Raw genomic sequence first — 21,863 nt, 5'->3', positions numbered from 1 at the left:
CATGTCTGTTCAATTTCCATTGCGGGCCGACGGCCAGCTTGACCCACAGCAGGCCGCGCCGCGCTTTAAATCGGTGGCGGGCGCGGGCGATGCCCCTCTGCCGCAGGGCACGGCGGTACTGAGTAGCGATAAGGTCTTTTCGCCACTGATGATCATGAAGCAGTCGGCGTTAGAGAATAATTTGCGCCAACTGGCGGCTTTCTGCCGTGAGAATGGCGTGATGCTGGCCGCCCATGGCAAAACCTCGATGTCGCCGGGCGTGCTGCGCCGTGCCATTAGTGAAGGCGGCGCTTGGGGACTGGGTGCGGCGACCCCGGCTCAGGTGCGCGCACTGCGCCAGTTCGGCATTCGCAACGTATTCTTAGCCAATGAGCTGGTGGACCCGGCGGGGATCCGCTGGATCGGCCAGTGGCAGAAAGATCACCCTGACCACGGCTTCCTCTGTTATGTCGATTCGCTGCAAGGCGTGAAGCTGCTGGAGCAGAATCTGGGTGACAGCCAGATCTCCGTGCTGCTGGAGATGTCGGTCAGCGGCGGCCGTACCGGCTGCCGAACACAGGATGAGGCAGTTAGCATCGCCGAAGCCATTGCTGCCAGCAGCCAACTGCGGCTGGTCGGCGTGGCGGGATATGAGGGCGCACTGGGCGCAGGGCGCGACGCGGCGGGCATTGCGCGGGTGAAAGCCTATTGCGAAATGATGATCGCCACGGCGGCGCTGCTGGCCGACAAGCAGTTGTTCGCCAGTGACAACATTATTCTTAGCGCGGGCGGCGGGGCGTGGTTTGACGTGGTGACGTCCTGCTTCACGGCGGCAAGCTTGCCTCTGCCGGTCACGCCGCTGATCCGCTCGGGTGCCTACATGGCCCACGACAGCGGACTCTATTCGCGCATTGCGCCCTTTGCTCAGCCGGGCGCAACCCACCATTTTGAAGCGTCTTTGGAAATTTGGGGCAGGGTGCTGTCGCGCCCCGAGCCGGGACTGGCTTTTGTTGATTTTGGCCGTCGCGACGTGCCTTTCGACCAAGACTTGCCAAACCCGCTGTGGATCCGCAATGCCGACGGCAGCGAGCCGCGCTCGGCCAGCCATTTGACCATCAGCGACGTCAATGACCAGCATGCCTATCTGCTGCTGCCAGAGGATGAGACGCTCCAGCCGGGCGATTGGGTGGGTTGTGGTATTTCCCATCCTTGTACCGCGTTTGATAAATGGCGCTATCTGCCGCTGGTGGATGACAACTACTGCGTGACGGATTCGCTGGAAACCGCGTTTTAAGCACTAAGCGTCTGAAATACAAAAAGGCCGCAACGTTAACCGTCGCGGCCTTTTTTATCGTCTAGCCAATCAATAGAAGATTAGCGATGCGCCAGTTCGGCGTTGTCATCGGCTTCTAATAAAGACTTATCGGTCTGGCGCAGTAACTGGCTGGTGATAGTACCGGCAGTCATTGAGCCGCTGACGTTCAGCGCGGTACGACCCATATCAATCAAAGGTTCGACCGAAATCAGCAGGGCAACCAGCGTTACCGGCAGGCCCATCGCTGGCAGCACAATCAGCGCCGCGAAGGTCGCACCGCCACCCACACCGGCAACACCGGCAGAGCTGAGGGTCACGATACCCACCAAGGTGGCGATCCACATTGGGTCAAACGGGTTGATACCCACGGTTGGCGCAACCATCACTGCCAGCATGGTCGGGTAAAGACCCGCACAGCCGTTCTGACCAATGGTGGCACCAAAGGACGCAGCGAAACTGGCGATAGATTCTGGAATACCCAGACGACGCGTTTGCGCTTCAACACTCAGTGGAATAGAGGCTGCGCTAGAGCGGCTGGTGAAGGCGAAGGTCAGCACTGGCCACACTTTGCGGAAGAATTTCGCTGGGTTAATGCCGGTGAAGGAGAGCAGCACCGCGTGAACCACAAACATAATGGCCAGACCCAAGTAAGACGCCACCACGAAGCTACCCAGCTTGATGATGTCCTGCACGTTAGAGCCTGCAACCACTTTGGTCATCAGGGCCAGCACGCCGTATGGAGTCAGTTTCATCACCAGACGAACCAGTTTCATCACCCAAGCTTGCAGAGTGTCGATGAACGCCAGCACGCGCGGGCCTTTCTCTTGGTCATCTTTAACCAGTTGCAGGGCAGCAACGCCAACGAAGGCCGCGAAGATGACCACGCTGATAATCGACGTCGGGCTTGCGCCCGTTAAATCGGCAAACGGGTTTTTCGGAATGAAGGACAGGATCAGCTGCGGCATGGTCAAGTCAGCGACTTTACCCACGTAGTTGCTTTGCAGCGCAGACAGACGAGCTGTTTCTTGAGCACCCTGAACCAGACCGTCAGCGGTCAGGCCAAACAGGCCGGTGACAAACACACCCACCAGAGCGGCGATAAGGGTAGTGAACAGCAGCGTGCCGATAGTCAGGAAGCTGATTTTGCCCAGTGAAGAGGCGTTATGCAGCTTGGCAACCGCGCTCAGAATGGAGACGAATACCAGCGGCATGACGATCATTTGCAGCAACTGCACATAACCATTACCGACGATATTGAACCAAGTAATAGAGGTTTTCAGTACTGGGTTGTCAGAGCCGTAAATCAGCTGCAATGCCAGACCAAACACCACGCCGATCACCAGACCGACCAGGACTTTTTTTGCCAGACTCCACTGCTTGTGGCGGGTTTGCGCCAAAAGCAGAAGGAGGGCGACGAAGACCACCACGTTAATCACGAGCGGAAGATTCATACCCAGATCTCCAAATTTCTAATTATGTTTTGCTTTCTGATGTTCCCACTTCGGGGAATGCACCATCCCATAGCGTTGGGGCATAGAATAACAGTTCATAAGGAGGGGTATTTATATCCAAAAAGAATGCTTTATAACTTTCCGAGCTAAAAAGGCACTAAATATGCCTTTTTAGGTTATTTTATGCGCGATTTTAGGTGATCAGGTTCAATAATTTGCTAAATGACTCCGGTTTGATTGCACCAATAATGGGCGTCCAGTTGGGCCAGAACAGGGTGAAGCCCACCAAGAGTAAGCATAATGTGCGCTCCAACTGGTTGCCTTTCTGACTATTGATCAGCGGCAGGCGAAAACGCCAGCGGCAGGGCCACAGCAGAGGCACCCCTGCAGGGGTCAGCATGTCGGCCAATATATGGCTGAGATAGCCGATAATCATCGCGTGGAAAGCGTCGATCGGAATCACCCAATCATGGGGGAAGTGGGTGCGCATCAGGAAGATGCCGCCGACCACTGCCAACAGGCTGTGGGTGAAGCCCCGATGCCCAAAGACTCGGGCAATGGGCGCGGAGACCCACTTAAGCCGTTGGCCGATCAGCGATTTTGGGTGATCAATGTCGGGCAGCAGTGACGTCAGCAGCGAGGCTGGGATAATATGCCACCAGTCCCCGTGCGCCAGCTCAGGAGAGAGCTGTGCTTTTTTGGCGAATACCGCACAGGCGATTGAAAATATGAGATGGCCTTCCGCCGTCATGACGCTTCCGAACTTAATAACTGTTATTTTATCCAGTATAAGTGAAACTGTCACAATCAGGGAAGAGTTACCCTGTAACGAATTGTCAACTATTTGAAATATAATAAAAAAGACGCCATTTTAGACGTCTTTTTTCGACTGATTTTACAGCTTAACGCGCCAGCCAGCCGCCATCAACCGCCACGGTGTAACCATTCACATAGTCTGAGGCTTTTGAGGCCAAGAACACCACTGGCCCCATCACGTCTTCAGGCACGCCCCAGCGGCCCGCCGGAATACGCTCCAGAATCTCTTTACTGCGGCCTTCGTCGGCGCGCAGCTGCTCGGTGTTATTGGTCGCCATGTAGCCCGGCGCAATCGCATTGACATTAATGCCGTGCTTGGCCCACTCATTGGCCATCAGGCGAGTGATGCCCATCACCGCGCTTTTTGACGCAGTATAAGAAGGCACGCGAATGCCGCCCTGATAGGAGAGCATGGAGGCGATATTGATGATTTTGCCGCCGTGCCCCTGCTTGATGAACTGGCGCGCCACGGCCTGAGACATAAAGAACAGCGTCTTGCTGTTGACGTTCATCACGTCATCCCAGTTCTTCTCGCTGAACTCGATGGCGTCTTCGCGGCGAATGATCCCGGCATTGTTAACCAGAATATCCAGATGCCCAAACTCGCCAACGGCCTTCTCAATCAGCTGTGGAATGCCTTCGATACTGCCCAAATCGGCGCGAAGATCGAGAAAACGGCGACCCAGCGCGGTGACTTTTTCCGCTGTTTCATTGGGTGAACTGAGGTTAACGCCAACAATGTCACAGCCCGCCTGCGCCAAGCCAATCGCCATACCTTGCCCAAGGCCGGTGTTGCAGCCGGTCACTAGCGCGACTTTTCCTGCCAAATCAAATGCATTAAGGATCATAGTCTTTTCTCTTTTAACAACGGCGCTCGGGCCGAAAGATAACTCTGCTGGCCGATTAGCGCAGTTCGCTGACCTTCACGTGGTCCATATCGTCAAACACCTGATTCTCGCCCACCATGCCCCAAATAAAGGTGTAGCGCTTGGTGCCCACCCCGGAGTGAATCGACCAGCTCGGGGAGATCACGGCCTGTTCATTGTGTACCAGCAGATGGCGCGTCTCTTGCGGCTGGCCCATCATGTGGAATACGGAGGTTTCTTCGTCCATATCAAAGTAGAAATAGACTTCCATCCGGCGCTCGTGGGTGTGGCACGGCATGGTGTTCCACAGGCTGCCTTGCTCAAGCTTGGTCAGGCCCATGGTCAGTTGGCAGGTTTCCAGCACGTCAGGAACAATAAACTTATTGATGGTGCGACGGTTGCTGGTGGCTGGGTCGCCGATGGTCTGCGGCGAGGCTTCGGCCAGCGTGATTTTCTTGTTAGGGAAGGTGGTGTGGGCCGGGGCGCTGTTGTAGTAGAACTTGGCAGGCTTGGCCGGGTCGAGGCTGCTGAACTCAACGTTTCGCGCCCCTTTGCCGACATACAGGGCTTCTTCGTTACCAATCTCATAAGTGGTGCCATCGACCACAATCAGACCCGGGCCGCCAATGTTAATCACGCCTAGTTCGCGGCGCTCAAGGAAATAGCTCACACCAAGCTGCTTGCCGACTTCGTCACCCACCGACACCTTGGCATCAATCGGCATCACGCCGCCGACGATAATGCGGTCGATATGGCTGTACGTCATGGTGTAGTTGTTTTTTTCGAAGATTTTCTCAATCAGAAATTCGCGACGTAATCCCGCAGTGTCGAGCTGTTTGGCGTGGTCGCTATGGATGCTTTGACGGACTTGCATGTCGGTGCCTCTCGTGCGTGGTAAGTGCAATGAAGGAAGGAGTTGTCGGCGCTGACTGAGGTGACGCGTGGCAGTGACATCACCGCAAAGATCAAACCGCCGGCTCGTCCTTGGTATTTGCAGCATAAAGTCATTGGCATATGAATTCAATAAAAATGAAATGATGTTTTATTTATTTTATGAGGGAGGTCAAGATTTACGAAACTGATCCTCTGGCGGGCGCTAAGGCCGAGTAGAATGATTTTCAGCTTTGAGCCGCCAAGGCTCGCTTTCCCCCTTAACTCATACCGACAGGAGCTGCGATGAAAACGTTCTTTATAGATGAAGAAACCCCATGGGAAGAGCTTGGGCACGGCGTAAAACGCAAAATCATGACCTGGAGCGATGACCTGATGATGGTCGCGGTGCACTTCGATAAAGGAGCGATTGGCGTGGCGCATAAGCATGATATTCATGACCAGATTGCTTATGTGGCGGCAGGCAGCTTTGAAGTGGAGATAGAAGGCGAGAAGAAAATCTTGGGCGTGGGGGATGCTTACCGGGCGGTGAAGCACGAGATGCACGGCGTGGTGGCGCTTGAGCAAGGCAGTGTGCTGATTGACACCTTTTCACCCAAGCGCGCGGACTTCTTATAAAGCTGTGATGACGAAGCGCTTAGCGAATATGCTCGGCCCGCAGCAGCTCAAGAGAAGAGAGTTTGACGTCAGCCAAGGCCCAGCGCGGGTCTTCGCTAAATGCATGGTCCGGCACCACGATAGAGCGCATGCGGGCGGCCTTGGTGGCAATCATGCCATTAAAGGAGTCTTCCAGCGTGACGCAGTTCAGCGGGTCAACCTGCAACTGGCCCGCAGCCTGAATATAGACCTCTGGGTGCGGCTTGCTGTAAGGCAGGTGCTCGGCGGAGGCGCGGATCTGGAAGTAGCCGGTGAGGTTAAACATCTCCAGCACTTTATCCAGCATGTGCAGCGGAGAAGCCGAAGCCAGGCCTATCTTCAGCCCTTGCGCACGGCACAGCTCTAACGCGTGGGTGACGCCGGGCAGCAGCGGCCGAGTCTGTTCCACCAGTTCGATGGCGCGAGCAATCACGCGCTGGGTTACTTCTTCCTGCGTCGGGCCTTGCCAAGGCATGGCCTGATACCACATCCGCACCACCTGATCGATGCGCAGGCCCAGCGTGTCAGGCAGCAGATGGCGCTGCGAAAGGTCTAATCCCAAATCGCCAAAAACATCCAGCTCGGCCTGTGTCCACAGGGGCTCAGAGTCGATCAGCAGACCATCCATATCAAAAATTGCCGCAGCAATCGGACGCGAGTACGCCATTGTTTTTCTCTCCATGGTTGAGGTTTTCGCCACTCTATCACTCGTTGGCTCAGGGCAGAAGCCGGATGAACGGAGCGAGTAACGCGAAAATATTGTCTGACTTTGTGTCTAAGCCATTAAAACAGTGGGCGACATTCCTAATCTGCGGGTAGACTTAGTCGATATCTGAGACGTCTTCACAAGGGGAATTCATGACGTATCAACAGGCCGGGCGCGTTGCCGTATTAAAGCGGATCTTGGGTTGGGTAGTTTTCATCCCCGCATTGCTGTCGACCATCATTTCATTGCTGAACTTTGTCTATGAGCACAGTAAAGCCCAGCAGGGTATCAACGCGGTGATGCTGGACTTCGTTCACGTCATGGTGGATATGGTGCGTTTCAATACCTCGTTTTTAAATATGTTTTGGTACAACTCGCCGGTTCCGGTGCTCGGGCAGGGCGTGACCTCCGCCAACATCGTGTTCTTTATTATCTACTGGCTTATCTTTGTCGGGTTGGCGTTGCAGGCTTCCGGCGCGCGCATGTCGCGTCAGGTTAAGCACATCCGCGAAGGCATTCAGGATCAGTTGATTTTGGAGCAGGCGAAAGAGGGCGAAGGGCGCACCAAGCAGCAAATCGAAGAGCGTATCGTCTTACCGCGACACACTATTTTTGTGCAATATTTCCCGCTGTATATCCTGCCCATTATTCTGGCGGTGATTGCCTATTTCATTCTTAAATTATTAGGTTTACTGGCCTGATAAACGCTTTGCTAAATCATTATTAAGCGGCGAACATTGAGCCTGAATCTTTAATAGATTCAGGCTCTTTTATTATGCCCAGTCGCTTTGCATCAAGCGTTCAATTGCCCGCTGCGCCACTACCAGATGTTGGCCGCCAAAAAGATTACTGCGATTGAGCAGATAATATAATTGGTAGATCGGCTGGCGCAGGACGAAATCATCGGGAAGGGGAGTACGACTTTGATATCCATCATAAATATAGCTTGGGACATTGGGATATAAAGGCAGCATGGCGAAATCGCATTCGCGATCTCCCCAGTAGCAAGCCGGGTCGAAAATAACCGGGCCGTTCTCGGATAAAGCGCAGTTGTGCGGCCACAGGTCGCCGTGCAGCAAAGAGGGCTGCGGCTGGTGGTTATGCAGCCGGGCCAGCACCTTATCCGTGATGTCTTCAATATTGCCAAACACCATGCCTTTCTCGGCGGCTAACTGGAGCTGCCAGCCAATCCTCTGCTCGGCAAAGAAGCTCGGCCAACGCTTCTGCCAGCTATTAGGCTGGGGCAGTGTTGCCAGCTCGTTATCAAAATCCAGCCCGAACTGTAGCTGCTCGCTCCACTGATGCAGAGCCGACAGCTGCTGGCCTAGCAAGTAGGCATTGTGCTGATCCAGAGGTTTAAGGGGGAGATATTCAAGTAAGAGGAAGCTGTAATCACGGTCGCTGCCAACGCCATACACTTCAGGCACTTTCACCGTTTTACTGCGAGCGAGCAGGGCGAGTTGGTCAGCCTCGGCGGCAAAAATGGGCAGCATCTCGCGTGAATTACACTTCACGAAGATATCCCTATCCCCATAACTGAGTCGCCACGCCGGGTGGATTTCTCCTCCGGGAAGCTCAACCCGCTCACGGATTTCGGCGCTACCAAGATGTTCACTTAACAAACGATTAACGGCTTGCCACATGGAATCACCCCTTCTGACTGGCCTGATAATTCATTAAGTTAGCGTCTTTCTCACTTGAAAAACCCGATCTGGTGCACAGCAAAATCAGGTTGTGAAGTAAATACGCGTGATCTGCTTCATCTGTTTGTCACAAAGAGAATATGAAATTAGGAATAAGAGACAGTAATAGTGCATATATAAGCAGAATTATCTTATCGACACTTTCCTAATACCTTTGTTTAACAGAACATTATTCAGCATAGACTAAAAATATATTCAGGTGTGCGAAGAAGATGTATATGCTGGCTTTCGTCAAAGTCGCGAGAGGCATAACGTGAAACCAAACATTCTTTATTTGATGGCCGCGCTTTTATTAGCGGGTTGCGCTAAAGAAACGCCGGTACAACGGACTCACTTTCTGAATCCGCCGGCCGCATTACCGGATACGTCCATGATGCACCAAGGACCTTACGGCAGCGTGATACACCAAGCAGCAAATACCTATGGTGTTGATGAAACATTGGTTAAGGCGATTATTCAGGTCGAGTCAGGTTTCAATCCGACCGTGGTCAGTAAGTCTAACGCGATTGGCCTGATGCAGTTAAAAGCATCCACGGCGGGGCGGGATGCTTACCGGATGAAAGGGCGCTACGGGCAACCGAGTACCCATGAATTGAAAGACCCAGCGGTGAATATCGATTTAGGTACAGCTTACCTAAGCATGTTGCAGCAGCAGTTGGCGGGTATCAGTGACCCACAAACGCGCCGTTATGCAACAACAGTGGCTTATGTAAACGGTGCAGGGGCACTACTGAGAACCTTCTCCAGCGACAGAACCTACGCTGTAGCAAAAATTAATCAGATGACACCACAGCAGTTCTACGAACACGTGCAGCAAAAACACCCGGCTCCGCAGGCCCCTCGTTACCTGTGGAAAGTGAACAATGCTTATCTGGCCATGAGATAAGCACTGTTCATTCTACCCGTCAGCAGCGCAATCAGGCTGCTGGCGGGTAGTGTGAAATAATCTCCAGAATGCCGTTAATACCAAACTGAACGCCCATACAGACCAGCAAGAACCCCATCAGACGCGAAATCGCTTCAATCCCGCTTTTCCCCACCAGACGCATAATCGCCCCTGAGCTTCTTAAACAGAGCCAGAGGATCAGGCCAATAATAAAGAAGGTCAGTACTGGCGCGACGGCAATGACCCACTCTGGGAAATCCACGCCGTCTTTGATGGCCGACGCACTGCTGATGATCATCGCGATGGTCCCCGGCCCGGCGGTGCTTGGCATAGCGAGAGGCACGAAGGCGATATTCGGCGAATCCTGCTTCTTCATCTCCTCGGTTTTGTGCTCCACCATGGTCTTCTCCGCAGCGTGTGGCTGAGGGAACAGCATGCGGAAACCGATAAAGGCGACAATCAGACCGCCAGCGATACGCAGACCCGGAATGGAAATCCCGAAGGTATTCATCACCAACTGACCTGCATAGAACGCCACGGTCATAATGGCGAACACGTACACCGAGGCCATCAGCGACTGCTGGTTGCGCTCCTGGGTGGTCATATTGCCCGACAGGCCGAGCAGCAGCGCGACGGTGGTCAGCGGGTTCGCCAGCGGCAGCAAAATCACTAACCCCAGTCCGACGGCTTTAAATAATTGGGCAATTTCGGTCATGTTCTTCCTTCCATTTTCAATGTCCTTTCAAGATAAGTGCCTTGCAGAGAATTACACGAAAAATAGCACCATTAAGCAACCAAGGTTGCTGGAAAACTGCGCTTTACGGATGTTACACTGGCTGGCGTTTTTTACGTCGCATCTTGAGGCAATGAAATCAGGGCCTCACGGGTGCATGTATTCGGCAAAGTAGAGCTGAATAGCGTAACTAACTAAATGAATTTAAACCCAAATATTTTCTATATGTGCTCTGTCGTGTGGGGCACCACTGTAGATAAGGAATTAACATGCCAGTTATTACTCTTCCTGACGGAAGTCAGCGTTCGTTTGATTCCCCCGTTTCTCCTCTTGATGTCGCCCTTGATATCGGTCCAGGTCTGGCGAAAGCCTGTATCGCTGGTCGTGTAAATGGCGAATTGGTTGATGCGACGGATTTAATCACTCAGGACGCCCAGTTAGCGATCATCACGACTAAAGATGAAGCCGGTTTGGAAATCCTGCGTCACTCCTGTGCGCACTTGTTGGGTCACGCAATTAAACAATTGTGGCCGAACACCAAAATGGCTATCGGTCCAGTTATCGACAACGGTTTTTACTACGATGTTGATATCGATCGCACGCTGACTCAGGAAGACCTCGATCTGCTTGAAAAGCGTATGCACGAGTTGGCTGAAAAGAATTACGACGTAATTAAAAAGAAAGTCAGCTGGCAGGAAGCGCGCGATACCTTTGCAAGCCGTGGCGAGCAATACAAAGTGGCAATTCTGGATGAGAACATCAGTCATGATGACCAGCCGGGCTTGTACCACCACGAAGAATACGTCGACATGTGCCGCGGTCCGCACGTGCCAAACATGCGTTTCTGCCATCACTTCAAATTGCAGAAAACCTCCGGTGCTTACTGGCGTGGCGACAGCAAAAACAAAATGCTGCAACGTATCTACGGCACCGCGTGGGCTGAGAAGAAGCAGTTAAATGCTTATCTGCAACGTTTGGAAGAAGCGAGCAAACGCGACCACCGTAAAATCGGTAAGCAGCTCGACCTGTATCACATGCAGGAAGAAGCACCGGGCATGGTGTTCTGGCACAACGACGGCTGGACTATCTTCCGCGAGCTGGAAGCCTTCGTGCGCATGAAACTGAAGTCTTACGACTATCAGGAAGTGAAAGGTCCGTTCATGATGGACCGCGTGCTGTGGGAAAAAACAGGTCACTGGGATAACTACAAAGACGCGATGTTCACTACCTCTTCCGAGAACCGTGAATACTGCATCAAACCGATGAACTGCCCGGGGCACGTGCAGATCTTCAACCAAGGTTTGAAGTCTTACCGCGACCTGCCATTGCGTATGGCGGAGTTCGGTAGCTGTCACCGTAATGAGCCGTCTGGCGCATTGCACGGCCTGATGCGCGTTCGTGGCTTTACTCAGGACGACGCCCACATCTTCTGTACAGAAGAGCAGGTCCGTGACGAAGTAAACAGCTGTATTCGCATGGTTTACGACATGTACAGCACCTTTGGCTTTGAAAAGATTGTGGTGAAACTTTCTACCCGTCCTGAGAAGCGCATCGGTACTGACGAAATGTGGACTAAAGCCGAGGATGACTTGGCTGCGGCACTGACTGAAAACAAGATTGAATTCGAATATCAGCCGGGCGAAGGCGCGTTTTATGGCCCGAAAATTGAATTCACCTTGCATGATTGTTTGGATCGTGCGTGGCAGTGTGGTACCGTGCAACTCGACTTTTCATTACCGAGCCGCTTGAACGCGTCTTATATTGGCGAAAGCAACGACCGTCAAGTGCCAGTAATGATTCACCGCGCAATTCTGGGCTCTATGGAACGCTTCATCGGTATCCTTACCGAAGAGTACGCAGGTTTCTTCCCAACGTGGATTGCTCCGGTTCAGGTAGTGGTAATGAATATTACCGATACACAAGCTGCCTATGTCGAAGAATTAACTAAAAAACTGCAAGATGCAGGCATTCGCGTTAAAGCCGACTTGAGAAATGAGAAGATTGGCTTTAAAATCCGCGAGCACACGCTACGCCGTGTCCCTTATATGTTAGTTTGTGGCGATAAAGAGGTCGAAGCAGGCAAAGTTGCCGTTCGTACCCGCCGCGGAAAAGACTTGGGAAGCATGGACGTTAGCGAAGTCGTTGACAAACTGCTGGCGGAGATCCGCAGCAGAAGTCTTCATCAACTGGAGGAATAAAGTATTAAAGGCGGAAAACGAGTTCAACCGGCGCGTCCTAATCGCATTAACAAAGAGATTCGCGCGCAAGAAGTTCGCCTCACCGGCGTCGATGGCGAGCAGATTGGTATTGTCAGTCTGAATGAAGCTCTTGAAAAAGCTGAGGAAGCGGGCGTCGATTTAGTAGAAATCAGTCCGAATGCCGAACCGCCAGTTTGTCGAATCATGGATTACGGCAAATTCCTCTACGAGAAGAGCAAGTCGACCAAAGAGCAGAAGAAGAAGCAAAAAGTTATTCAGGTTAAGGAAATCAAATTCCGACCTGGTACCGATGATGGCGACTATCAGGTCAAACTACGCAACCTGATTCGCTTTCTGGAAGATGGCGATAAAGCCAAAATCACCCTGCGGTTCCGTGGGCGTGAGATGGCGCACCAACAGATCGGTATGGAAGTGCTTAACCGCGTCCGTAAAGACCTGTGTGAAGATTCTGAATTGGCCGTTGTCGAATCCTTCCCTACGAAGATCGAAGGCCGTCAGATGATCATGGTGCTCGCACCTAAGAAGAAACAGTAAGGCTTCCAAGTAACTTTCCCCGCGCAGTGCTTGCGCTGCGTGGGTTTAGTTCGCCTTTCTGATTCATGTAATTAACAATGCGAAGTGGAATTTAAAATGCCAAAGATCAAAACAGTACGTGGCGCCGCTAAACGCTTCAAAAAAACCGCTAATGGTGGTTTTAAGCGTAAGCACGCTAACCTGCGTCATATTCTGACCAAAAAAGCTACTAAGCGTAAACGTCACTTGCGTCCAAAAGGCCTGGTATCCAAGAACGATTTGGGTCTGGTCTCTGCATGTCTGCCGTACGCATAAATACACTTTTTTTAATCAAGAATAATACTCAGGAGAGCATATGGCTCGCGTAAAACGTGGTGTGATTGCACGTGCACGTCACAAGAAAATTTTAAAGCAGGCGAAAGGTTACTACGGTGCCCGTTCGCGCGTATATCGTGTTGCATTCCAGGCTGTTATCAAAGCTGGTCAATACGCTTACCGTGACCGTCGTCAAAAGAAACGTCAGTTCCGTCAGCTGTGGATCGCGCGTATCAACGCAGCAGCTCGTCAGAACGACATGTCTTACAGCAAATTCATTAACGGCTTGAAAAAAGCTTCTATTGAAATTGACCGTAAGATTTTGGCTGATATCGCAGTTTTCGATAAGTTCGCGTTCAGCGCACTGGTAGAAAAAGCGAAAGCAGCTCTGGCGTAAGTCAGCTAAAAAGAGGGAGCTTGCTCCCTCTTTTTTGTTTATAATCAGTCAAGTTGTCATCTCACTGTGTGACATTAACGCCAGCAAACTGAGCATCAACAAGGTAACGCAAGCATGAACACTGCTATTTTCCGTTTCTTTTTTTACTTTAGCGCCTGATTCAGGAAGGCTTTCGCGCGTAAGAGAAGAAACGAAAAGTAGCGCCTAAGCCTCCCTCGTGGAGGCTTTTTTGTATCTGTTCTTTATTTACTAAAGTTCAGGGCTTAACGCGCGCCCCTGATAAATTACCGGTTATTTCACATCCGGCCATATAAGCCAGAAGAAGAGGAAAGCAATGCCACATCTCGCAGAACTGGTCGCCAGTGCCAAGGCCGCCGTAGAGAGTGCTCAGGATATTGCCGCATTAGAAACAGTGCGTGTCGAATACTTGGGTAAGAAGGGCCATTTTACGCTCCAGATGAAAACGCTGAGCGAATTACCTGCTGAAGAACGTCCAGCCGCAGGTGCCGTCATTAACCAGGCGAAGCAAGAAGTTCAGGAAGCGCTCAACGCGCGCAAGAATGAGCTGGAATCAGCGGCAATGAACGCCCGTCTGGCAGAAGAAACCATTGACGTTTCACTGCCGGGTCGTCGTATCGAAAATGGCGGTTTACACCCGGTGACCCGCACCATTGACCGCATCGAAACCTTCTTCGGTGAGTTAGGTTTTTCTGTCGCTACCGGCCCTGAAATCGAAGATGACTATCACAACTTCGACGCCCTGAATATTCCAGGCCACCACCCGGCGCGTGCCGACCACGACACCTTCTGGTTCGACGCGACCCGTCTGCTGCGCACCCAAACGTCAGGCGTACAGATCCGTACCATGAAAGGCCAGCAGCCACCGATCCGCATCATTGCGCCGGGCCGCGTGTACCGTAACGACTACGACCAGACTCACACCCCGATGTTCCACCAGATGGAAGGGCTGATCGTTGATAAAGACATTAGCTTCAGCAACCTGAAAGGGACGCTGCACGACTTCCTGAATAACTTCTTTGAAGCTGATTTGCAGATTCGTTTCCGCCCGTCTTACTTCCCATTCACCGAGCCTTCCGCTGAAGTTGACGTGATGGGCAAAAACGGCAAATGGCTGGAAGTGCTGGGCTGCGGGATGGTGCATCCCAACGTGCTGCGCAACGTAGGTATCGATCCAGAAGTCTACTCAGGCTTCGCATTCGGTATGGGCATGGAGCGTCTGACTATGCTGCGTTATGGCGTAACCGATTTGCGCGCTTTCTTCGAAAACGATCTGCGTTTCCTCAAACAGTTTAAGTAAGGCGGGAATATCACATGAAATTCAGCGAACTTTGGTTGCGTGAATGGGTAAACCCAGCCATCAGCAGCGAAGCATTATCCGACCAGATCACCATGGCCGGGCTAGAAGTCGACGGCGTGGAGCCTGTCGCCGGTGCCTTTAACGGCGTTGTCGTAGGTGAAGTGGTTGAGTGCGGCCAGCACCCGAACGCCGACAAACTGCGCGTGACAAAAGTCAACGTCGGCGGCGATCGCCTGCTGGACATCGTTTGTGGCGCACCGAACTGCCGTCAGGGCCTGAAAGTGGCAGTAGCCACCGTCGGCGCGGTATTGCCGGGCGACTTCAAAATCAAGGCTGCGAAACTGCGCGGTGAGCCTTCAGAAGGCATGCTGTGCTCCTTCTCCGAGCTGGGTATTACCGACGATCACGACGGTATCATTGAGCTGCCGCTGGACGCGCCGATCGGTACTGACATCCGTGAATTCTTGAAACTGGATGACACCACCATTGAAATCAGCGTGACTCCAAACCGCGCTGATTGCCTAGGTATCATCGGCGTGGCTCGCGACGTGGCGGTGATTAACCAACTGGCATTGAACGAGCCGGATATGTCGCCTGTTGCGGCGACCATCAGCGACGTTCTGCCTATTGAGGTTCAGGCGACCGAAGCCTGCCCGCGTTATCTTGGCCGCGTAGTCAAAGGCATTAACGTTAAAGCCGCTACGCCACTGTGGATGCGTGAAAAGCTGCGTCGTTGCGGCATTCGTTCCATTGACCCCGTGGTTGATATCACCAACTACGTGCTGCTGGAACTCGGCCAGCCAATGCACGCCTTCGACTTAAATCGCATTCAGGGCGGCATCGTTGTGCGTCTGGCGAAGAAAGATGAAGCGCTGACCCTGCTTGATGGCACCAAAGCCAAGCTGAATGACGACACGCTGGTGATCGCTGACCACGAGAAAGCCTTAGCCATGGGCGGCATTTTCGGCGGTGAGCACTCAGGTGTGAATGAAGAGACGCAGGACGTCCTGCTGGAAAGCGCCTTCTTCAACCCGCTGTCTATCACCGGCCGCGCGCGCCGTCAGGGCCTGCATACTGATGCATCCCATCGCTACGAGCGTGGCGTTGACCCACAGCTGCAATTCAAAGCCATGGCTCGCGCCACTGCGCTGCTGCTGGAGATTTGTGGCGGTCAGGCTGGTCCGGTTATCGATGTCACCTCTGAAAAAGACTTGCCAAAAGCCGCTACCATTGAGTTGCGTCGTGAAAAACTGGATCGCCTGATTGGTCATCACGTTGAAGATGCACAGGTTACCGACATTCTGACCCGCCTTGGCTGCAAAGTTGAACATCACGGCGCAAGCTGGACGGCGGTCGCGCCAAGCTGGCGTTTCGATATGCAAATCGAAGAAGATTTGGTCGAAGAAGTGGCCCGCGTCTATGGCTACAACAACATTCCTGATGTGCCGGTTAAGGCTAATCTGGAAATGACTAAACATCGCGAAGCCGATTTGTCCCTGAAGCGCGTGAAAAACCTGCTGGTGGACCGCGGCTTCCAGGAAGCTATCACCTACAGCTTCGTTGACCCGAAAATTCAGAATTTGCTGCATCCGGGCGAAGAAGCCCTGATTCTGCCAAGCCCAATCTCAGTAGAAATGTCAGCTATGCGCCTTTCTCTGTGGACTGGCTTGCTGACTTCAGTGGTTTATAACCAGAATCGCCAGCAGAACCGCGTGCGTATTTTCGAAAGCGGCCTGCGCTTTGTTCCTGATACTCAAGCTGATTTGGGTATCCGTCAGGACGTCATGCTGTCTGGCGTGATCGCAGGTAACAAAAATGAAGAGCATTGGGATCTGGCGCGTCAGGCAGTTGACTACTACGATTTGAAGGGCGATCTTGAGGCGATTCTTGAGCTTACCGGCAAATTGGATGATGTTCAGTTCAAGGCTGAAGTGAACCCAGCACTGCATCCGGGGCAGAGCGCAGCAATTTATTTACGCGGCGAACGTATTGGTTTCATTGGTGTAGTACACCCAGAGCTGGAACGTAAGCTGGACTTGAACGGTCGCACAGTAGTGTTCGAAATGCTGTGGAATAAGGTCGCAGACCGCATTCTGCCTGATGCGAAGGAGGTTTCCCGCTTCCCAGCTAACCGTCGCGACATCGCCGTTGTAGTGGCTGAAAACGTTGCCGCAGACGATATTTTGGCAGAGTGTAAGAAAGTTGGCGCAAATCAGGTAGTTGGCGTAAACTTATTTGACGTGTACCGTGGGAAGGGCGTGACTGAAGGCTATAAAAGTTTGGCCATCAGTCTGGTATTGCAGGATACCGCTCGTACACTGGAAGAAGAGGAGATCGCCGCTACCGTTGCAAAATGCGTAGAGGCTCTAAAACAGCGATTCCAAGCATCCTTGAGGGATTGAACCTATGGCGCTTACTAAAGCTGAAATGTCAGAACACCTGTTTGAGAAGCTTGGGCTTAGCAAACGGGATGCCAAAGACCTGGTCGAACTGTTTTTCGAAGAAGTGCGTCGCGCTTTGGAGAATGGCGAACAAGTTAAATTGTCTGGTTTTGGCAATTTTGATCTGCGTGACAAAAACCAACGTCCGGGACGTAACCCGAAAACCGGCGAAGATATCCCAATCACGGCGCGCCGTGTGGTGACTTTCCGTCCGGGACAGAAGTTGAAAAGCCGGGTTGAGAATGCCACTCCAAAAGAGTAAGTGAGTTGGTCAAAAAGGTCGCGAAAGCGGCCTTTTTTTTATGCTTTCGCGCTTCAAAGCCAGATTCGTCTTTTTCCTAAATATCCTTTTTAAAGATTTTCAATAGAGTTCGAAAAAATAGCGTTAAGAGACTTTAGGCTTCAGGAATAGTCTGATAGATTAATTTCATCGGCCGCGAGTTTTTATTTAAAAACTTTTGCTGATTTGAATAAGTGAAAAGTTAAATAAACAAAAAGGGACCGAAGTCCCTTGATGAAGAAATAATTGATGCGTTTCTTGCTCATGCCAGTGAGCAATAACCGAATAAATTAATGCCAGTAGTAAGGATGGCCGTAGTAACCGCGATGATAACCACCATGGTAGCCGCCGTGGTCGTAAGGGCCGGGGAAGATGCAGCCGCTCAGGCTCATGACCACCAGAGCAACGCCAACGAAAGCTAATAATCTACGCATGGAAATATCCTTTATCTGAAGAGACGCTCTCAGTATAAATAGATGGCCGTCAGATTGTTGTCAGGCTAGCGTTAAGATCTGTTAAGGCTACTATAATATTTGTCGAGTTATTCTTGGCCAATTTAATTATTTATTTCCCCTGAGATACATTTGTTTTAATTGAGTAAGCAAGAAGAAAGTTAACCGCAAAACTCCCGTTATCCGATAGCCTATTTAATTCCCCTTGTTATAAGTTTTGCCTTGAGCACGACGCAAACTAATAAGGCGGATACCATGAATAAATCATTCTTACTCTTATGCTGTGTACTGGCCTTACCCGTGGTTGCGCAGGCCAACGTGGTGGTAGACATCAACACGCCGGGGGTGACGCTGCACATTGGCGATCAGGACCATCGTGGGTACTACTGGGACGGCTATGACTGGCGAGCGCCGCAGTGGTGGCATGCGCATCAAGGACACTATGTGGGCGAACGCAACAGCCGAGGCATGTACTGGCGCGGTGACCGCTGGCAGCCCGCTCCGCCACCGCCGCCAAGACCGGTGCACTATCAACACGGCCAGCCTCACGATCAGGGTAGGCCGCATCCAGACGGCTGGCACGAAGATAATCGGCAGCCCATTCCGCCACAGGGACCACGCGGTTAATCTCTAATCAGTTAGCCGGTACGTCGTACCGGCTACAAAAGATGCTTTTTTGTGCGTATTTCCCCCGTTTTTACCCCGCAAAACCCGGTTTTAATCCCTGAGTTATAAACCCTTTAAGGTCGCCATCTAGCTGATTGAAAGGCATTTTTATAGCCGTTCGGATTACGCATCACGGCTCTATCAGATTTAACGTGGTCAATTAACGGCCAATTTATTGATTCGTATAAGAAAAATTATAAACAAACCTTAACAAAATAAATTATTGAGCCTAGGGCTAAAAAGCCATATATTGGCCGCGTTTTACACACTGTGATTAATTATTTATTCATTTATTCAACTTTGGCGTTAGCGATAACCCCCAGTTGTAGGAGAGATATGATGACGGATAAAGTCCGTATTGATACTTTTGGTGCGAATTCATTAAACGGAAACAATGAAGCCTATTTAGCGAGACAAGCTGAATTTGAATCGAATGTTAGGAGCTATCCACGCAAATTGCCGTTCGCAATTGCGAAAGCCCTAGGGGTTTGGATCACCGATGTTGAGAATAATCAATATCTTGACTGCCTTGCTGGCGCGGGAACGCTAGCCTTAGGACATAACCATCCGGATGTGTTGCAAAGCATACAAAATGTCATTACCAGCGGCTTGCCGTTACATACTCTTGATCTGACAACTCCGTTGAAAGATCAGTTCTCTGAATACCTGCTGTCGCTGTTACCGGGACAGGGTAAAGAGTACTGCCTGCAGTTCACTGGCCCATCGGGTGCCGATGCGGTTGAAGCTGCGCTGAAGTTAGCGAAGAAACACACTGGCCGCAGTGGCGTGATCAGTTTCTCTGGTGGCTACCATGGGATGACCCACGGTGCGCTGGCGGTGACGGGTAACCTGTCTCCGAAAGAAGCGGTTAACGGCATGATGCCAGAAGTTCAGTTTATGCCTTACCCGCACCTGTACCGCTGCCCACTGGGTATCGGCGGCGATGCTGGCGTAAAAGCATTAACTTACTACTTTGAAAATCTGATCAATGACGTTGAGAGTGGCGTGCGCAAACCTGCGGCGGTCATTCTGGAAGCTGTTCAAGGCGAGGGCGGGGTTAACCCGGCTCCGGTTGAGTGGTTGCAGCGCATTCGTAAAGTGACTCAAGAGCACGGCATTCTGCTGATCCTCGACGAAGTTCAGGCTGGCTTTGCCCGTACCGGCAAGTTCTTCGCCTTCGAACACGCAGGCATTGAGCCAGACATCATCGTGATGTCGAAAGCCGTCGGCGGCGGTCTGCCATTAGCCGTTCTGGGTATCAAGAAGCAGTTTGACGCGTGGGAACCGGGCCACCATACCGGGACTTTCCGTGGCAACCAGCTGGCGATGGCTACCGGCCTGACCACGCTGAAGATCCTCAAAGACCAGAAAGTGGCTGACAAAGTGGCTGCGCAGGGCGAATGGCTGAAAGAAAGATTGGCCGAAATGCAAAAACGCTACCCGGTGATTGGTCATGTCCGCGGTCTGGGCTTGATGATGGGTATCGAGATTGTTAAGCCAAACGAACCTCAGGACCACATGGGTTGCTATCCGGCTGACGGTCAGTTGTCCGCATTGCTGCAGAAAAAATGCTTCGAAGCAGGCTTGATTCTGGAACGCGGCGGCCGTAACGGTTGCGTTCTGCGCCTGTTGCCTTCTCTGTTGATCACTAACGAAGAGCTGGGCGTATTCTTGGATAAATTTGAACAGGCCTTGTTAGCCGCTGGCATCAAGCCTGTCTAAATGGAGCAGTTGAACACAATGTCCAAGTTAAACCCGATTCTGGCGTCCTCGATGCAGAGCACCGAGGCTTACCAGCAGGCTATCGCGCAGAGCAGCGCGGCCGTGGTGCAGTGGCTACAGCAGCCAGAAATGTATCAGGGCAAAACCGTCGCTGAACTGCGTGAGCGCATCACGCTTGATTTCAACCCTGAAGGCCTTGGCAATCAGGCAGCGATTGAACGTGCGATTGAATACTTCTTAAAAGACAGCCTGTCCGTGCATCACCCACAGTGCGTGGCGCATTTGCATTGTCCAAGTCTGGTGGTTAGCCAAGCTGCGGAAGTGTTGATTAACGCCACCAACCAGAGCATGGACTCTTGGGACCAAAGCCCGTCAGCCACCATCATTGAGATGAAGCTGATTGAATGGCTGCGTACCCAAGTGGGTTATCAGGCTGGCGACGCCGGTGTCTTCACCAGCGGCGGCACCCAAAGTAACCTGATGGGCCTGATGCTGGCGCGTGACGCTTTCTTCGCTCGTCAGGGCCACTCCATCCAGCAGGATGGCTTAGTCGGCAACCTGCGTAAAATTAAAGTCTTCTGCTCCGAGAATGCCCATTTCTCCGTGCAGAAGAACATGGCGCTGCTGGGTCTGGGCTACCAGTCCGTGACCTTAGTGAAAACCGATGAATTTGCGCGCATGGATCTCAACGATCTGCGCGAGAAGCTGGCGCAGGCGAAAGCCAACGGCGAGCAGGTTCTGGCTATCGTGGCGACCGCAGGTACCACTGACGCTGGCGCTATCGACCCGCTGCGTGCCATTGCCGAGCTGGCTGCCGAGCAGCAGATTTGGGTTCACGTCGATGCAGCTTGGGGCGGCGCGCTGTTGCTGTCCGAGAAGTATCGCGACTATCTGGACGGCATTGAGCTGGTGGACTCCATTACTCTGGACTTCCACAAGCAGTTCTTCCAGACCATCAGCTGTGGCGCGTTCTTGCTGAAAGAAGCTCGCCATTACGAGCTGATGCGCTATCAGGCGGCTTACCTGAACTCAGAATTTGACGAAGCGCAGGGCGTGCCGAATCTGGTGTCCAAATCCTTGCAGACCACCCGTCGCTTCGACGCGTTGAAACTGTGGATGGGTCTGGAAGCCTTGGGCCAGAAGCAATACGCTGAAATCATCGACCACGGCGTGACGCTGGCTCAAGAAGTGGCTCAGTACGTGACCGAGCAGTCATCCCTTGAGTTGGTGATGAAGCCGCAGCTGGCGAGCGTGCTGTTCCGTTACCGTCCAGAGCAGTTGGCTGGTGCGAGTGACCAAGCGGTTGCACTGCTTAACCAACGCATCGGTGATGCCCTATTAGATTCCGGCCGCGCCAACGTGGGCGTGACTGAGTCTAACGGCGTAACCTGCCTGAAACTGACTCTGCTGAACCCAACGGTGACGCTGGAAGACATTCAGGTGCTGCTGGCGCTGGTTGACAGCACGGGTCAGAAGTTACTGAACGCCTAATTCGCCCATCTCGTGCGAACTGCCATTAAGCCGATAACATGATTGTGTTATCGGCTTTTTTATTGGA

At 52.3% G+C, this 21,863-nt stretch carries 23 protein-coding genes and 1 other annotated feature; of the genes, 15 read left to right on the top strand and 8 right to left on the bottom strand.

Annotated features, from left to right (window positions below):
* The first annotated feature begins 1 nt into the window (after position 1).
* Positions 2-1,273 carry an alanine racemase gene (locus tag GEAM_RS10485; protein WP_034791207.1) on the top strand — a complete coding sequence of 424 codons (1,272 nt, stop codon included), beginning with the start codon at positions 2-4 and terminating at the stop codon, positions 1,271-1,273.
* Between the two features lie 80 nt (positions 1,274-1,353).
* Here GEAM_RS10485 and GEAM_RS10480 read toward each other — a convergent pair whose 3' ends face one another.
* The 4 genes from GEAM_RS10480 to kduI form a co-directional block, all read right to left on the bottom strand.
* A complete protein-coding gene (locus tag GEAM_RS10480; RefSeq protein ID WP_034791205.1) occupies positions 1,354-2,745 on the bottom strand; it encodes an L-cystine transporter in 1,392 nt (463 codons plus the stop codon).
* A gap of 193 nt (positions 2,746-2,938) precedes the next feature.
* The gene (locus tag GEAM_RS10475; protein ID WP_034791203.1) at positions 2,939-3,496 is read right to left on the bottom strand and encodes a metal-dependent hydrolase; all 558 of its coding nucleotides are present in this window, start codon (positions 3,494-3,496) and stop codon (positions 2,939-2,941) included.
* Between the two features lie 151 nt (positions 3,497-3,647).
* The gene (gene kduD, locus GEAM_RS10470; protein ID WP_034791201.1) at positions 3,648-4,409 is read right to left on the bottom strand and encodes a 2-dehydro-3-deoxy-D-gluconate 5-dehydrogenase KduD; all 762 of its coding nucleotides are present in this window, start codon (positions 4,407-4,409) and stop codon (positions 3,648-3,650) included.
* Between the two features lie 55 nt (positions 4,410-4,464).
* Positions 4,465-5,301, bottom strand: coding sequence for a 5-dehydro-4-deoxy-D-glucuronate isomerase (gene kduI, locus GEAM_RS10465; RefSeq protein ID WP_034791200.1), 837 nt, complete (start codon positions 5,299-5,301; stop codon positions 4,465-4,467).
* A 302-nt stretch (positions 5,302-5,603) separates the two neighbouring features.
* On the opposite strand from kduI, the gene GEAM_RS10460 reads away from it, so the two are divergent.
* The gene (locus GEAM_RS10460) at positions 5,604-5,936 is read left to right on the top strand and encodes a cupin domain-containing protein (RefSeq protein WP_034791198.1); all 333 of its coding nucleotides are present in this window, start codon (positions 5,604-5,606) and stop codon (positions 5,934-5,936) included.
* A 19-nt stretch (positions 5,937-5,955) separates the two neighbouring features.
* On the opposite strand, the gene hxpB is transcribed toward GEAM_RS10460, so the two are convergent.
* Entirely contained in the window at positions 5,956-6,621 is a 666-nt protein-coding gene (hxpB, locus tag GEAM_RS10455; protein WP_034791196.1) for a hexitol phosphatase HxpB, read from the bottom strand.
* Positions 6,622-6,812: 191 nt separating this feature from the next.
* On the opposite strand from hxpB, the gene GEAM_RS10450 reads away from it, so the two are divergent.
* Positions 6,813-7,361: a YniB family protein gene (locus GEAM_RS10450; RefSeq protein ID WP_034791195.1), complete on the top strand. Its 549-nt coding sequence runs from the start codon at positions 6,813-6,815 to the stop codon at positions 7,359-7,361.
* A gap of 72 nt (positions 7,362-7,433) precedes the next feature.
* On the opposite strand, the gene GEAM_RS10445 is transcribed toward GEAM_RS10450, so the two are convergent.
* Entirely contained in the window at positions 7,434-8,303 is an 870-nt protein-coding gene (locus GEAM_RS10445) for a fructosamine kinase family protein (RefSeq protein WP_034791194.1), read from the bottom strand.
* A 313-nt stretch (positions 8,304-8,616) separates the two neighbouring features.
* Here GEAM_RS10445 and GEAM_RS10440 point away from each other — a divergent pair, with 313 nt between their 5' ends.
* Positions 8,617-9,249: a transglycosylase SLT domain-containing protein gene (locus GEAM_RS10440; RefSeq protein WP_084674100.1), complete on the top strand. Its 633-nt coding sequence runs from the start codon at positions 8,617-8,619 to the stop codon at positions 9,247-9,249.
* A gap of 31 nt (positions 9,250-9,280) precedes the next feature.
* On the opposite strand, the gene GEAM_RS10435 is transcribed toward GEAM_RS10440, so the two are convergent.
* Positions 9,281-9,964: a MarC family NAAT transporter gene (locus GEAM_RS10435; RefSeq protein WP_034791193.1), complete on the bottom strand. Its 684-nt coding sequence runs from the start codon at positions 9,962-9,964 to the stop codon at positions 9,281-9,283.
* A 287-nt stretch (positions 9,965-10,251) separates the two neighbouring features.
* On the opposite strand from GEAM_RS10435, the gene thrS reads away from it, so the two are divergent.
* The 8 genes from thrS (at position 10,252) to ihfA (ending at position 17,447) form a co-directional block, all read left to right on the top strand.
* Positions 10,252-12,180, top strand: a complete 1,929-nt coding sequence (thrS, locus tag GEAM_RS10430) for a threonine--tRNA ligase (RefSeq protein ID WP_034791191.1) — start codon at positions 10,252-10,254, stop codon at positions 12,178-12,180.
* 3 nt (positions 12,181-12,183) lie between these two features.
* Positions 12,184-12,735, top strand: coding sequence for a translation initiation factor IF-3 (infC, locus tag GEAM_RS22670; RefSeq protein ID WP_013576136.1), 552 nt, complete (start codon positions 12,184-12,186; stop codon positions 12,733-12,735).
* 96 nt (positions 12,736-12,831) lie between these two features.
* Entirely contained in the window at positions 12,832-13,029 is a 198-nt protein-coding gene (rpmI, locus tag GEAM_RS10420) for a 50S ribosomal protein L35 (protein ID WP_013576135.1), read from the top strand.
* Positions 13,030-13,069: 40 nt separating this feature from the next.
* Entirely contained in the window at positions 13,070-13,426 is a 357-nt protein-coding gene (rplT, locus tag GEAM_RS10415; RefSeq protein ID WP_034791189.1) for a 50S ribosomal protein L20, read from the top strand.
* A gap of 109 nt (positions 13,427-13,535) precedes the next feature.
* Positions 13,536-13,660, top strand: a sequence feature (Phe leader region).
* Positions 13,541-13,585 carry a pheST operon leader peptide PheM gene (gene pheM / locus GEAM_RS23105; RefSeq protein ID WP_133845469.1) on the top strand — a complete coding sequence of 15 codons (45 nt, stop codon included), beginning with the start codon at positions 13,541-13,543 and terminating at the stop codon, positions 13,583-13,585. (Overlaps the previous feature by 45 nt.)
* A gap of 100 nt (positions 13,661-13,760) precedes the next feature.
* Positions 13,761-14,744 (top strand): phenylalanine--tRNA ligase subunit alpha, encoded by a 984-nt coding sequence (gene pheS / locus GEAM_RS10410; protein WP_034791188.1) that lies wholly within the window; start codon positions 13,761-13,763, stop codon positions 14,742-14,744.
* A 14-nt stretch (positions 14,745-14,758) separates the two neighbouring features.
* Positions 14,759-17,146: a phenylalanine--tRNA ligase subunit beta gene (pheT, locus tag GEAM_RS10405; protein ID WP_034791187.1), complete on the top strand. Its 2,388-nt coding sequence runs from the start codon at positions 14,759-14,761 to the stop codon at positions 17,144-17,146.
* A 4-nt stretch (positions 17,147-17,150) separates the two neighbouring features.
* On the top strand, positions 17,151-17,447 hold the full coding sequence (ihfA, locus tag GEAM_RS10400; protein WP_004717732.1) for an integration host factor subunit alpha: 297 nt from the start codon (positions 17,151-17,153) through the stop codon (positions 17,445-17,447).
* A 308-nt stretch (positions 17,448-17,755) separates the two neighbouring features.
* Here ihfA and GEAM_RS23280 read toward each other — a convergent pair whose 3' ends face one another.
* On the bottom strand, positions 17,756-17,899 hold the full coding sequence (locus tag GEAM_RS23280; RefSeq protein WP_167333532.1) for a hypothetical protein: 144 nt from the start codon (positions 17,897-17,899) through the stop codon (positions 17,756-17,758).
* A 273-nt stretch (positions 17,900-18,172) separates the two neighbouring features.
* Between GEAM_RS23280 and GEAM_RS10395 the strand changes: the two genes are divergently transcribed.
* The 3 genes from GEAM_RS10395 to GEAM_RS10385 all read left to right on the top strand — a co-directional run bounded on the left by GEAM_RS10395 (position 18,173) and on the right by GEAM_RS10385 (position 21,796).
* Positions 18,173-18,544: a DUF2502 domain-containing protein gene (locus GEAM_RS10395; RefSeq protein WP_034791186.1), complete on the top strand. Its 372-nt coding sequence runs from the start codon at positions 18,173-18,175 to the stop codon at positions 18,542-18,544.
* A 378-nt stretch (positions 18,545-18,922) separates the two neighbouring features.
* Positions 18,923-20,305 carry a diaminobutyrate--2-oxoglutarate transaminase gene (locus tag GEAM_RS10390; protein ID WP_034791184.1) on the top strand — a complete coding sequence of 461 codons (1,383 nt, stop codon included), beginning with the start codon at positions 18,923-18,925 and terminating at the stop codon, positions 20,303-20,305.
* Positions 20,306-20,323: 18 nt separating this feature from the next.
* On the top strand, positions 20,324-21,796 hold the full coding sequence (locus GEAM_RS10385; RefSeq protein WP_034791183.1) for a pyridoxal phosphate-dependent decarboxylase family protein: 1,473 nt from the start codon (positions 20,324-20,326) through the stop codon (positions 21,794-21,796).
* Positions 21,797-21,863: the final 67 nt, after the last annotated feature.

Origin of the sequence: Ewingella americana ATCC 33852 (assembly GCF_000735345.1) — a bacterium.
GTDB lineage: Bacteria > Pseudomonadota > Gammaproteobacteria > Enterobacterales > Enterobacteriaceae > Ewingella > Ewingella americana.
Note: the sequence above shows the minus strand (reverse complement) of the source record. Positions and strands in the feature narration are given on the sequence as shown.

What these genes read in the sequence shown, in the direction of transcription:
- GEAM_RS10485 (WP_034791207.1), top strand. Translation starts at nt 2, where the DNA reads ATGTCTGTTCAATTTCCATTGCGGGCCGACGGCCAGCTTGACCCACAG.
- GEAM_RS10480 (WP_034791205.1), bottom strand. Translation starts at nt 2,745, where the DNA reads ATGAATCTTCCGCTCGTGATTAACGTGGTGGTCTTCGTCGCCCTCCTT.
- GEAM_RS10475 (WP_034791203.1), bottom strand. Translation starts at nt 3,496, where the DNA reads ATGACGGCGGAAGGCCATCTCATATTTTCAATCGCCTGTGCGGTATTC.
- kduD (WP_034791201.1), bottom strand. Translation starts at nt 4,409, where the DNA reads ATGATCCTTAATGCATTTGATTTGGCAGGAAAAGTCGCGCTAGTGACC.
- kduI (WP_034791200.1), bottom strand. Translation starts at nt 5,301, where the DNA reads ATGCAAGTCCGTCAAAGCATCCATAGCGACCACGCCAAACAGCTCGAC.
- GEAM_RS10460 (WP_034791198.1), top strand. Translation starts at nt 5,604, where the DNA reads ATGAAAACGTTCTTTATAGATGAAGAAACCCCATGGGAAGAGCTTGGG.
- hxpB (WP_034791196.1), bottom strand. Translation starts at nt 6,621, where the DNA reads ATGGCGTACTCGCGTCCGATTGCTGCGGCAATTTTTGATATGGATGGT.
- GEAM_RS10450 (WP_034791195.1), top strand. Translation starts at nt 6,813, where the DNA reads ATGACGTATCAACAGGCCGGGCGCGTTGCCGTATTAAAGCGGATCTTG.
- GEAM_RS10445 (WP_034791194.1), bottom strand. Translation starts at nt 8,303, where the DNA reads ATGTGGCAAGCCGTTAATCGTTTGTTAAGTGAACATCTTGGTAGCGCC.
- GEAM_RS10435 (WP_034791193.1), bottom strand. Translation starts at nt 9,964, where the DNA reads ATGACCGAAATTGCCCAATTATTTAAAGCCGTCGGACTGGGGTTAGTG.
- thrS (WP_034791191.1), top strand. Translation starts at nt 10,252, where the DNA reads ATGCCAGTTATTACTCTTCCTGACGGAAGTCAGCGTTCGTTTGATTCC.
- rpmI (WP_013576135.1), top strand. Translation starts at nt 12,832, where the DNA reads ATGCCAAAGATCAAAACAGTACGTGGCGCCGCTAAACGCTTCAAAAAA.
- rplT (WP_034791189.1), top strand. Translation starts at nt 13,070, where the DNA reads ATGGCTCGCGTAAAACGTGGTGTGATTGCACGTGCACGTCACAAGAAA.
- pheS (WP_034791188.1), top strand. Translation starts at nt 13,761, where the DNA reads ATGCCACATCTCGCAGAACTGGTCGCCAGTGCCAAGGCCGCCGTAGAG.
- pheT (WP_034791187.1), top strand. Translation starts at nt 14,759, where the DNA reads ATGAAATTCAGCGAACTTTGGTTGCGTGAATGGGTAAACCCAGCCATC.
- ihfA (WP_004717732.1), top strand. Translation starts at nt 17,151, where the DNA reads ATGGCGCTTACTAAAGCTGAAATGTCAGAACACCTGTTTGAGAAGCTT.
- GEAM_RS23280 (WP_167333532.1), bottom strand. Translation starts at nt 17,899, where the DNA reads ATGCGTAGATTATTAGCTTTCGTTGGCGTTGCTCTGGTGGTCATGAGC.
- GEAM_RS10395 (WP_034791186.1), top strand. Translation starts at nt 18,173, where the DNA reads ATGAATAAATCATTCTTACTCTTATGCTGTGTACTGGCCTTACCCGTG.
- GEAM_RS10390 (WP_034791184.1), top strand. Translation starts at nt 18,923, where the DNA reads ATGACGGATAAAGTCCGTATTGATACTTTTGGTGCGAATTCATTAAAC.
- GEAM_RS10385 (WP_034791183.1), top strand. Translation starts at nt 20,324, where the DNA reads ATGTCCAAGTTAAACCCGATTCTGGCGTCCTCGATGCAGAGCACCGAG.